10 protein-coding genes are annotated in these 11,163 nt (G+C 64.1%); 4 read left to right on the top strand and 6 right to left on the bottom strand.

Going from position 1 to position 11,163, the window contains the following annotated elements; all coding sequences use genetic code 11:
* Positions 1–19 precede the first annotated feature (19 nt).
* Entirely contained in the window at positions 20–1,027 is a 1,008-nt protein-coding gene (locus tag AC1DX0_RS23050) for an ABC transporter permease (protein WP_477356959.1), read from the top strand.
* A gap of 26 nt (positions 1,028–1,053) precedes the next feature.
* On the opposite strand, the gene AC1DX0_RS23045 is transcribed toward AC1DX0_RS23050, so the two are convergent.
* Both AC1DX0_RS23045 and AC1DX0_RS23040 read right to left on the bottom strand, forming a co-directional pair.
* A complete protein-coding gene (locus tag AC1DX0_RS23045; protein ID WP_477356957.1) occupies positions 1,054–3,726 on the bottom strand; it encodes an ATP-dependent helicase in 2,673 nt (890 codons plus the stop codon).
* 81 nt (positions 3,727–3,807) lie between these two features.
* Positions 3,808–4,644 (bottom strand): DUF2059 domain-containing protein, encoded by an 837-nt coding sequence (locus AC1DX0_RS23040; protein ID WP_477221970.1) that lies wholly within the window; start codon positions 4,642–4,644, stop codon positions 3,808–3,810.
* A gap of 196 nt (positions 4,645–4,840) precedes the next feature.
* Here AC1DX0_RS23040 and AC1DX0_RS23035 point away from each other — a divergent pair, with 196 nt between their 5' ends.
* Entirely contained in the window at positions 4,841–7,156 is a 2,316-nt protein-coding gene (locus tag AC1DX0_RS23035; RefSeq protein ID WP_477356955.1) for a glucose/quinate/shikimate family membrane-bound PQQ-dependent dehydrogenase, read from the top strand.
* 32 nt (positions 7,157–7,188) lie between these two features.
* Here the strand turns inward: AC1DX0_RS23035 and AC1DX0_RS23030 are convergent, their stop codons facing one another.
* From AC1DX0_RS23030 to AC1DX0_RS23015, 4 genes are all read right to left on the bottom strand, one after another.
* On the bottom strand, positions 7,189–7,626 hold the full coding sequence (locus AC1DX0_RS23030; protein WP_477221972.1) for a hypothetical protein: 438 nt from the start codon (positions 7,624–7,626) through the stop codon (positions 7,189–7,191).
* Positions 7,627–7,635: 9 nt separating this feature from the next.
* Positions 7,636–7,791, bottom strand: a complete 156-nt coding sequence (locus AC1DX0_RS23025; RefSeq protein ID WP_477221973.1) for a hypothetical protein — start codon at positions 7,789–7,791, stop codon at positions 7,636–7,638.
* A 161-nt stretch (positions 7,792–7,952) separates the two neighbouring features.
* Positions 7,953–8,963 carry a zinc-dependent alcohol dehydrogenase family protein gene (locus AC1DX0_RS23020; protein ID WP_477221974.1) on the bottom strand — a complete coding sequence of 337 codons (1,011 nt, stop codon included), beginning with the start codon at positions 8,961–8,963 and terminating at the stop codon, positions 7,953–7,955.
* 38 nt (positions 8,964–9,001) lie between these two features.
* The gene (locus AC1DX0_RS23015; RefSeq protein ID WP_477221975.1) at positions 9,002–9,367 is read right to left on the bottom strand and encodes a hypothetical protein; all 366 of its coding nucleotides are present in this window, start codon (positions 9,365–9,367) and stop codon (positions 9,002–9,004) included.
* A 118-nt stretch (positions 9,368–9,485) separates the two neighbouring features.
* Here AC1DX0_RS23015 and AC1DX0_RS23010 point away from each other — a divergent pair, with 118 nt between their 5' ends.
* Together AC1DX0_RS23010 and AC1DX0_RS23005 are read left to right on the top strand one after the other, a co-directional pair.
* Positions 9,486–10,391 carry a LysR family transcriptional regulator gene (locus tag AC1DX0_RS23010; RefSeq protein ID WP_477221976.1) on the top strand — a complete coding sequence of 302 codons (906 nt, stop codon included), beginning with the start codon at positions 9,486–9,488 and terminating at the stop codon, positions 10,389–10,391.
* 91 nt (positions 10,392–10,482) lie between these two features.
* Positions 10,483–11,163: dienelactone hydrolase family protein (locus AC1DX0_RS23005; RefSeq protein WP_477356953.1), on the top strand; the 681-nt coding region annotated here is incomplete at its 3' end.

Raw genomic sequence — 11,163 nt, 5'->3', positions numbered from 1 at the left:
GCACGAGCCGTCGGCCGGCATTCCCCTCCAGGGCAACCCCCAGAAAGAATGGAAGCACCCATCCGATCAGTGGATGCGCGGCTTCATCCTGGACAACCGCGCTTCGCTCGGCACGCTCGGCGTGTTCGTGGTGATGATGGCGGTGTTCATGRYCGCCAACCCGRCYGTSTTCACCACCTGGTATCTCTACAGTTCGGTGCTGACSACGCTRCCKGTGGCGCTGTTCGTGGTSGTGCCGCTGGTCTTCGTCGTCACCTGCGGCGAGATCGACCTGTCGTTTCCGGCAACGATGGGTTTTGCCTCCTGGGTCTTCTCGCTCGTGGTGCAGGCCGGCTACGATCCGTTCGTCGGCATTGCGGCCGCACTTGTCACCGGCATGCTGCTCGGCTTCCTCGTCGGATCGCTGGTCGTCTATGGCGGGCTGTCGTCGCTGATYGCCACGCTYGGCATGAATTTTYTGCTGCGCGGCCTGATCCAGATCATCAACGAAGGCAAGTCGATGTCGCTGACCGGCCTTGCCGACAGCTGGGCTTACAAGATCTTCTCCAGCCAGGTTTACGGTATCCCGGTGCAGATTTTCTGGGCCATAGCCTTCGTCGTGCTGTCGGCGATGCTCTACAACAGGCACCGCTTCGGCGCGCAGGTGAAGGTGGTCGGCGACAATCCCGACAGCGCCCAGCAGATGGGCATCGACGTCAAGCGGGTGCGGGTGAAAGTGTTCGTCTTCGTCGGCATTGGGGCTGCGATCGCCGGCACCTTCTCGGTGATGATCAACTTCACCTGGTGGCCGACGGCGGGCGACGGCTACCTCCTGCCGGTGCTGGCCTCGGTCTTCGTCGGCGGCACGCCGACCTGGGGCGGCATCGGCACCGTTGCGGGTGGCGCGATCGGCGCGGTCACCGTGTCGTTCATCCAGACCGGTGTTGTCGCGGCGGGCCTGAGCGGCTTCTACGTGCAGTTCTTCAATGGGCTGATCATCATCCTGTCGCTGCTCGGCCATAAGTGGAACCAGGCAAGGTACAGGTGAGGGGGTGAGCTGCAGTTGAACGCGGCTCACACCGCCGCGACAAACCCGTCCAGCACGCGTTTCTGGCCGGCCTTGTCGAAGTCGATGGTCAGCTTGTTGCCTTCGATCGCGGAAATGTTGCCGTTGCCGAACTTCTGGTGGAAGACGCGGTCTCCAACGCTGAAGGCGGATGGCGTGTCGGAGACGGATTTGGCGACCAGTTCGCCGTCGATGGTYCGGCCTTTGACCGWGGTGCGGCCGGCGCCGTAGCCTGAGTCGGTTTCGCCATAGCCGATGCGCTCGACCTGATGGCCGGAGCGCGAGCCCCAGTTGCGGTCGGTCGCTTCGGTGCGATTGGCCTGCGCGCGCTGCCAGCCCGGCGTCGCATAGGTGTTGGAGAAGGCGCCGGATTTTTCGGTGTCGGCGCCGACATTGTCGAAGCGCGACGCGCCATACGGGTTCTGCCTTCCTGCCCCTTGGCCGCCACGGCCGGAGGCGAACGAGCCGCTGCCGTACGAATTGCCATAGCCGCCATAGCTATTGCCGCTTTCGGCGACCTCGACATGGGCTTCCGGCAGTTCCTCAAGAAAGCGCGACGGGATGGTCGATTGCCAGAGGCCGTGGATGCGGCGGTTGGAGACGAACCACAGATGCAGGTTCTTCTTGGCGCGGGTCAGGCCGACATAGGCGAGACGGCGCTCTTCCTCCAGCCCGGAGCGGCCGCCTTCATCGAGCGCGCGCTGATGCGGAAACAGGCCTTCCTCCCAGCCAGGGAGAAAAACGGTCTCGAATTCGAGGCCTTTCGCCGAATGCAGCGTCATGATGTTGACGGCGTCGAGCGTGGCATTCTGCTCGGCATCCATGACCAGCGCGACATGTTCGAGGAACGAGCGCAGCGACTCGTATTCCTCCATCGAGCGGATCAGCTCCTTCAGGTTTTCCAGCCGGCCAGGCGCTTCGACCGAGCGATCGTTCTTCCACATATCGGTGTAGCCGCTCTCTTCGAGAATGGTCTCGGCGAGTTCGGTGTGCGGCGTGGTTTCCAGTGCCTTCTGCCAGCGCTCGAAATTGGCTGCCACCTCGCGCAGGGCAGCGCGTGGCTTCGGCTTCAACTCGTCGCTTTCGGCGAGCTTGGCGGCGGCTTCCAGCATCGGCACGCGCAGCGCGCGCGCCGTGTCGTGGATCTGGCGGATGGTGGYTTCGCCAAGGCCGCGCTTSGGCACATTGACGATGCGCTCGAAGGCGAGGTCGTCGGCGCCTTGCGCGACGACGCGGAAGAAAGCCAGCGCATCACGGATTTCCATGCGCTCGTAAAAGCGCGGGCCGCCGATGACGCGGTAGTTGAGGCCGAGCGTGACGAAGCGGTCCTCGAATTCGCGCATCTGGAAGGAGGCGCGGACGAGGATCGCCATGTCGTTGAGTTTGTGTTTTTGCCGCTGATAGGCCTCGATCGTCTCGCCGACGGCGCGAGCTTCCTCCTCGGAATCCCAGGCGGCGTGGACATGCACCTTGCCATCCTCGGGCTCGTCGCGGTCGGTGAACAGCGTCTTACCGAAACGGCCCTCATTGTGGGCGATGAGATGGGAGGCGGCGCCAAGGATGTGCGCGGTGGAGCGGTAGTTGCGCTCCAGCCGGATGATGGTGGCGCCGGGAAAATCCTTGTCGAAGCGCAGGATGTTGTCGACCTCGGCACCGCGCCAGCCATAGATGGACTGGTCGTCATCGCCGACGCAGCAGATGTTGACTTTGTTATCGCTCGCGGGCTGTTCCGCGCCTGCCGGCGCGGGCCCTCCGCGCGGGCCTCGCAACGGCTCGGACGCCCGGTCGGGCTTGCGGCCTTCGGCCGATCGCAGATCCGTCGACGTTGACGCACGCCCGGCATCTGGCCGCTGCGCCARMAGCCGCAGCCACATGTATTGSGCSGTGTTGGTGTCCTGGTATTCGTCGACGAGGATGTATYTGAAGCGCYTGTGGTAKTCCTTCARCACATCCGGATTGGCGCGGAAGATGCGGATSGGGTGGCASAGMAGGTCGCCGAAGTCRCAKGCGTTGAGTGTCTTCAACCGCTCCTGATAGGCCTTGTAGAGTTCGCGGCCCTTGCCGTTGGCGAAGGCGCGCGCGTCACCCTCGGCGATGTCGACTGGGCCTTGCCCCTTGTTCTTCCAGCCGTCGATCATCTGGGCGAACTGCTTGGCCGGCCAGCGCTTGTCGTCCAGCCCCTCGGCCTGGATCAATTGCTTGATCAGCCGCACGACGTCGTCGGTGTCGAGGATGGTGAAATCGGAACGCAAGCCGGCGAGTTCGGCGTGCCTGCGCAGCAGCTTCACCCCGATCGAGTGGAAGGTGCCGAGCCACGGCATGCCTTCGACATTGCCTTCGCCGATCAGGATGCCGATGCGCTGCTTCATCTCGCGCGCGGCCTTGTTGGTGAAAGTTACCGCCAGGATCTGCGAGGGGAAAGCCTTGCCGGTGGCAAGGATGTGGGCGATGCGGGTGGTCAGTACGCGGGTCTTGCCGGTGCCGGCGCCGGCCAGCACCAGAACCGGGCCTTCGGTGGTCTCCACCGCCAGCCTTTGTTCCGGATTGAGCCCCTTGAGATAGTCGGGCGCACTGTTCTGGCCGCTGCGGGCAGCCATGGCGCGCGCGGCGATGCCCGACGGGGCCGTGGGCCGCGCATTGGGTTCGTCGAAAAAGGGCATGTCTTCCGAAAAGCCGGACATCTCCCCCGAATGTAGTGATTCGGTGGGGAAAGACCAGAACTGTCTACGTTTTGTTCCCGGTAAAGTGCCTGATATCGCGGTTCAGGCCTTGCGATAACCCAGGGCGACGAAGAACCGATGTCCGAACGAGCGCGCTTCGTCCGTCATCACGGCGCCCAGCGCAACCTGCATCTGATCGTAGTAGCGGCTGCCGGCGGGTGACACCAGGAAGGCCTCATAAAGCTTGAGGTCGGCCATGGACATATCCCGATAGATGTAGGCTGCGGATTCCATGGCATCGTTGTCGATGTCACGGCGCAGGCCCTCCGTTTGCTTGCGCAGCAGGGCCATGACCTGGTCGTCGGGCAGGGGCTTTCCGGCCGCGCCCAGCATTTCGGTGAGCATCGCATAGCCCATGTTCAGGGCGACGGCTTCGCCAGTGTCGACGGCGCTGATATCGTCCATCATCTTCCGGTACAATGCGAGCCGGGCCGGATCCCTGGATTGAAGCTCGCCGAGGATTTTGGGCCCCTCGATTTTCTTGCGCTCCTTTGCTTCCGGCGACGAAGCCTGGATCTCCAAGGCGGTGACCTGTTTGCCCAGGGGCGAAGCATAGAACGACGCCAGTTCGGACAGGTCCTTGGCGCTCAGCCTGTCCGCCATCCGGGCTTCGATGGCTGCCTCCATCTTCTCCGGGTCAAAGGCACCTTCCATGGCGGCGGCAAGGGCGTCCTGGACTTTTTGCGGCGGCATCCCCGGCGCCGATTTCACGGCCGCGGTGAAACCCGGGCCGATACCCATCAGCATCTCGTGCAAGCCGTTCACCTTGTTGATGTCGCTGACTGTCTGCGCCGGGGCGGCCACAGTGCCGGCAACGAGTGGCACGAGGCAGTAGAGCACAAACGCAATGCGCGTCAGGGGCGGAACGAATGACGGCATTTTGCTTACTCCACGGGAGAGATCATCCATGGAGACTGATGGAAAACCCTGATGCAGGCAAGATGAATTGCCACCTTGGCGTGTGGGGCAACTTGACAGGCGAGGCAGGCGGGGGAAAGCTGCGAATAGGGGCAGGAACGGTGCACCGGGCTGTCCATGGGGCGTCGCAAAGCGCAACAGTCGAAGGAGTATCATCTTGGCTGTCACCATCACCTCCCTCATCCTCTTCCTCATCGGCCTGGCCCTTGGCGCCGGTGGTATCTGGTTGGCCTCGCTGGGTGGCAGCTGGTACTACATCGTCGTCGCCCTGGCGTTCCTGATCGCCGCCTGGCTGCTCTACMGGCGCCGCTCCACGGCGCTGTGGCTCTACGCGGCRATCGTGMTCGGTACGCTGGCCTGGGCGGTCTGGGAAACCGGCTTCGACTGGTGGGAACTCGGCCCGCGCGGCGGCATCATCGTGCTGKTGGCGCTGTGGCTTCTGACGCCGTGGGCGAGGCGCGGCCTTGCCGGTCCTGACGGGCGTGCGCCACTGATCCTGGCGGTGCTGGCATCGCTGGCGGTGGCCGGCTATTCGATGACCACGGACCCGAAGGACATTGGCGGTGCGCTCGACACCGACAAGGTGATCCCCAACGCCAATCTCGGCAACGATGTGCCGGCGGGCGAATGGCACTTCTATGGCCGCACGCAGTTCGGCCAGCGTTATTCGCCGCTCGACCAGATCACGCCGGACAATGTCGCCAATCTGCAGCCGGCCTGGACCTACCGCACCGGCGACGTGAAGGGGCCGGACGATATCGGCGAGACCACCTATCAGGTGACTCCGCTCAAAATCGGCGACACGCTCTACATCTGCACGCCGCACAATTTCGCCATCGCGGTAGACGCTGCGACCGGCAAGGAGAAGTGGCGCTACGATCCCAAGATCAAGCTCGACAAGGACCGCCAGCACCAGACCTGCCGCGGGGTGTCCTATTATGCCGATGCCGCCGGCGCCGCCGGCCAGCCCTGCGCGACCCGTGTCTATCTGCCGACGTCCGATGCGCGGCTGATCGCGCTCGATGCGGCCACCGGTCAGGTCTGCCCCGCTTTCGCCGAGGCCGGCACGCTGAACCTCTTGACCGGCATGCCTTACCCGAAGTCGGGCTATTATTACTCGACCTCGGCACCGCTGATATCAGGCGGCAAGATCATCGTCGGCGGCGCGGTGAACGACAATTATTCGACGCAGGAGCCGTCCGGCGTCATCCGCGCCTATGATGCGAGCACCGGCAAACTGATCTGGAACTGGGATTCCGGCAATCCGGACCAGACGACGCCGTTGCCGGCCGGCCAGACCTACACCGCCAACTCGCCCAACATGTGGTCGACGCCGAGCGCCGACGAGAAGCTCGGCCTGCTCTATGTGCCGCTTGGCAACCAGACGCCGGACCAGCTCGGCATGGGCCGTAGCGCCAATGTCGAGAARTTCTCCTCCTCGATCACCGCGCTCGACCTCAACACCGGGCAGCTGAAATGGGTACGGCAGACTGTGCACCACGACCTCTGGGACATGGACGTGCCGGCGCAGCCGAGCCTGATCGACATCACCAAGGCCGACGGTTCGGTCGTGCTAGCGCTGGTCGGACCGACCAAGCAGGGCGACCTCTATGTGCTCGACCGGCGCACCGGCGAGCCGTTTATTGCCGTTAAGGAAGTGCCGGCGCCGGGCGGCGCCATCGAGGGCGACCATACGTCGCCGACGCAGCCGGTCTCCGATCTTACCTTCATGCCGAAGCCGCTCACCGGCGCCGATATGTGGGGCATTACCATGTTCGACCAGCTGGCCTGCCGGATCGAATTCCAGGGCCTGCGCTACGAGGGCCGCTACACGCCGCGTTCCGTACAGGGCTCGCTCATCTATCCCGGCAATTTCGGCACCTTCAACTGGGGCGGCGTCGCTGTCGATCCGGTGCGGCAGGTGATGTTTGGCATGCCGACCTATCTGGCGTTCAAGTCGCAGCTCATCCCGCGCGACCAGGTGCCGCCGCCGGATGAAGGACGCGGCAGCGAGCAGGGGCTGAACCGCAATGAGGGCGCGCCCTATGCGGTGGTGATGGGACCGTTCCTGTCGCCGCTCGGCATTCCCTGCCAGGCGCCGCCCTGGGGCTATGTCGCCGGCGTCGATCTGAGGACCGGCGCGATCGCCTACAAGCACCGCAACGGCACCATCTACGACATGACACCGCTGCCGCTGCCGCTCAAGGTCGGGGTGCCCGGCATTGGCGGGCCRATGATCACCGCCGGCGGTGTCGCCTTCCTGGGTGCGGCGGTCGACGACTATCTGCGCGCCTATGATTTGACGTCAGGCAAGCAGCTCTGGCAGGCACGGTTGCCGGCCGGCGGACAATCGACGCCGATGACCTATACGGTCGCCGACGGGCGCCAGTTCGTGGTCATCGTCGCTGGCGGCCATGGCTCGGTCGGCACCAAGCCGGGGGATTATGTCATGGCTTACGCGCTGCCGAAGTAGCTGGGTCGCGCTCGCCGAAAGCAGTTTCGGCGTTAGCCGAGCCCCAAATGGCTCTTCAGGCTGGGCACAGAGCCCAGCACCTGGTTGGTCAAATCGGGACCGGCGGCGACTTCAGCCTGCTGGACCAGAGTCTCGCCGGCCTTCTGGATCTGCGCAATGTCGAGGCCGGATGCCTTGAGCGCGGCGAGGCCGTTGACCAGCGCGCCGGCCTTCTCGCCGAGAACGCCGCCAAGCGCGCCCTGCAGTGATGACAGGAAGCCACCACCCCCGCCGGCAGGGGCCGCGGCCATGACGTCATATTTCTGCGCCAACGCATCGGCGCCCGGGATCTTGGCGAAGAAGGTTGAGGCGGTGGTGCCTTCCGCCTCGTGCTCGAGCACCGAGAAAATGGTGCCGACGACTTTTTCGGTCGTTGCCTGATCAAGGCCGGCCTTCTGCGAGACGGTGTTCACGATATCCTGTACGTCCATGACTTCACCTCAACCTTGGGTTTTCGTGTTTGCCGGACGGCGCTGGCGGCCGCGGACCTTGACCATGGACCTCCGGCTTGCCGCGACAACAGTCGCGCGCATCGCCAGAAGGGCGGTTGCGGCAACCATGAAGGCGGTTGCCAGGATCGGCGAGGGCATGGTCATCGGCGTTTTCCTTTTCAGATCGGCCTTTAGGGTCAGATCGGGCCTTTCGGGACCGTGGCCGCGCGATGGGCGACCGGATTATCAGTTTCCCCTACTATTGTGGCCGCGCCATCAAGATTTGTCGCCGATGACAAGAATGTGATGAGGCTCCGGCCAGCCTCTCAATCGTGGCGAATGACGATCTTGCCGAACGCATTGCCACGCGCGTAGTGGCGGAAAGCCGCCAACGCATCTTCGAACGGGAAGACGCTGTCAATGACCGGCTTCAGCCCGTGCATGGCGATGGCATTGTTCATGGCGAGAAACTGGGCGCGGCTGCCGACGGCAATGCGCCTGACGGTGGTGACGGTGGCGGCGAGGGCGGCGATGCTGATCGACGAGGCGCTCTTGTCCAGCCAGCCGACCTGGCTGACCTGGCCGCTGAACGCCACGGCCTTCAGGGATTGGTCCATGGTTCCGGCGCCGCCGACCTCGACGATCACGTCGACGCCGCGGCCGCCGTTCAGTTCGCGCACCTTGGCATGCCAGTCCGGGGTCTTGCGGTAGTCGACCACCGCGTCGGCGCCAAGCTCCAGCAGGCGCTCTGCCTTGCTGTCGCTGGATGTGGTGGCGATGACGCGGGCGCCGAAGAATTTGGCCAGTTGCAGCGCAAACAGCGACACGCCGCCCGACCCTTGAGTCAGCACGGTCTGGCCGGGCAATAACGGCGCGCCACCCGAGATCGCGTTCCAGGCGGTGACGGCGGCGCAGGGCAAGGTGGCAGCCTCCTCGAACGACAGATGCGGCGGGATGTGCACGGCGGCATCCTCGGGCAACAGCGCGTATTCGCTCAGCATGCCGTCGAGCGAGCCGCCGAGTTGTGCGGCGAAATCCCAGCCGAACGGCCCATCGATCCAGCGCGGGAAGATGGCGGCGGCAATCCTGTCGCCGACCTTGACGCGGGTGACGCCGTCGCCGATCGCCACGACTTCGCCGGCGCCGTCGGAAACAGGGATCAGATCGGGCTTGACCGGCAGCGGATAGTAGCCTTGCAGGATAGACAGTTCGCGGGCGTTGAGCGAGACGGCGCGGACGGCGACCAGTATCTGGTGYGGGCCGGGCGTGGGGATCGGCTCGTCATGCATGACGATGCCGTCAATGCCGCCGCCGAGATTGGCACGGTAGGTTTTCATGGTGTTTTCCTGTTGTCCGGGTCTGTTGATGGCGTGATTTACGACACGATGAACTGGTGGTCGGAAAGGATGCGGCCCTCATCGTCCAGGACGAAGAACTCATGGCCGACAGCAAGCACCGTATCGGAGTCCCGCGGCAGCATTTCCCAGGTCAGCAGGACGCCGTTCTGCACGACCTGAATGCCCGGTCTTGCGCGGAACCGGTTGCGTCCCTGAACGACATTTTTCTCGTGTGAAGCAGTTACGCGCGCCTCGATTTCGGCATGACCATGATAGGCGGCCGATGTCAGATAGTTCGCGCCTTCCGGAGCCCACAGCTCGGTGATCGTCTGGCGCCGAACGGCGGCGTCGGTTTCATGCCACATGGCGACATAGCGGCTCGCCATTTGCTCGATGGTCTTCATCGGTCGTCTCCTTTTTCGAACGCTGTCTATGGAGGCAAGCTATTGGAATCAATTGGCTGGAAAAATTGGTGAAATCGGTATAGGCAATAAACATCATCTATATAATCTAGAGAACAGCATGGCTCGTACCGACGTTTTCACCGGCCTGTCCGAGTTCCTCGCGGTTGCCGCGCATGCAAGCTTCCGGGTCGCGGCGGCCGAACTTGGCGTGACGCCCGCGGCGGTCAGCCAGGCGGTCCGCACGCTTGAGGCTCGCGCCGGCATGCCGCTGTTCCAGCGCACGACACGGCGCGTGGCGCTGACGGAAGCGGGGAGGGATTTTCTGGCGAGGCTGAAGCCGGCCTCCGACGAGATCGGCGACGCCTTCGACGCGCTGTCGGTTCTCAGCCAGCGCCCGATGGGAAACCTCAAGCTCTCGGTGCCGCGCATTGCGCTGGAGCTGGTGCTCTATCGGCTGCTGCCCGGCTTTCGCCACGCATTTCCCGACATCACCCTGGACATCGACGTCGACGATGCCTCGGTCGACCTGATGGCGGGTGGCTATGATGCCGGCATCCGCATCGGCGAATTTATCGAGCAAGACATGATCGCCGTCAGGATCACGCCGGACTTTGCCTGGTCGGTGCTTGGCGCACCGTCCTATTTCGCCACGCGTGGACGGCCGCAAGCACCCGAAGACCTGATGCATCACGAATGCATCCGCTACCGTTTTCCGACCGCGCGAACAATCTACCGCTGGCAGTTCGCGCGCGACGGCCGTGAATTCTCGCTCGATGCGCCCGGCGGCATCGTGGTCAACGATCACATCAGCATGATCGAACTGGCCACAAGAGGCGTCGGCCTCTGTTATTCCGCCGACAGAGTTGCCGCCACCGAGCTGGCATCCGGTGCGCTCGAGCCGGTGCTCCAGCCCTTTCTGCCGACCAAACCCGGCCTGTTTCTGTACTTCCCGACCCGCAGCCAGGCGCAACCGAAGCTGCGCGCGTTCATCGACGCGGCGACCGGGTTCATGCGCTCGCGATGAAAATGCGGTTTCGATGTCTCAGTCATTCGTGACTGGACGGGGCAACGCGCGCCCCTATCTTGCGCATATCCCGAGACCGAAGGAGCGCGCCATGACCGACGTCAACACCAAGCCTGCGATCACCCAGGCGATGATCGATGCCTATGACGAATACACGCATCTGACGCTCGACCGCCGCCGTTTCATGGAACAATTGACCAGGCTTGCCGGATCGGGTGCGGCAGCCGCGGCCATTGCGCCGATGCTGGCGGCGAACTCCGCCCAGGCGGCGATCGTCGCCGACAACGATATCAGGGTGAAGGGCGAGGACATCACCTATCCCGGCAGCAGCGGCGAGATGAAGGGCTATCTGGTCAAACCGGCAAACCAGACCGGCAAGCTCGGCACCGTCATCGTCATCCATGAAAACAGAGGGCTCAACCCGCATATACGCGACGTCGCCCGGCGCGTGGCGCTGGAGGGGTTCGTGGCCCTTGCACCGGATTTCCTGTCGCCGCTTGGCGGTACGCCCGGTGACGAGGACAAGGCGCGCGACATGTTCACCAAACTCGACCCGGCGCAGACGGTCGCCAACGCCGTGGCGACCGTTGCTTTCCTCAAGGCCGACAAGGATGGCAACGGCAAGGTCGGCGCCATCGGCTTCTGCTGGGGCGGCGGCACGGCCAACATGCTGGCCGTCAACGCGCCCGACCTCGCCGCCAGTGTTGCCTATTACGGCATGCAGCCGAAGGCCGCCGACGCGTCGAAGATCAAGGCCGCGCTGATGCTGCAC

The sequence above is a fragment of the Mesorhizobium sp. P3_A9 genome, from assembly GCF_056402975.1.
Note: the sequence above shows the minus strand (reverse complement) of the source record. Positions and strands in the feature narration are given on the sequence as shown.

What these genes read in the sequence shown, in the direction of transcription:
- AC1DX0_RS23040 (WP_477221970.1), bottom strand. Translation starts at nt 4,644, where the DNA reads ATGCCGTCATTCGTTCCGCCCCTGACGCGCATTGCGTTTGTGCTCTAC.
- AC1DX0_RS23030 (WP_477221972.1), bottom strand. Translation starts at nt 7,626, where the DNA reads ATGGACGTACAGGATATCGTGAACACCGTCTCGCAGAAGGCCGGCCTT.
- AC1DX0_RS23025 (WP_477221973.1), bottom strand. Translation starts at nt 7,791, where the DNA reads ATGACCATGCCCTCGCCGATCCTGGCAACCGCCTTCATGGTTGCCGCA.
- AC1DX0_RS23015 (WP_477221975.1), bottom strand. Translation starts at nt 9,367, where the DNA reads ATGAAGACCATCGAGCAAATGGCGAGCCGCTATGTCGCCATGTGGCAT.
- AC1DX0_RS23010 (WP_477221976.1), top strand. Translation starts at nt 9,486, where the DNA reads ATGGCTCGTACCGACGTTTTCACCGGCCTGTCCGAGTTCCTCGCGGTT.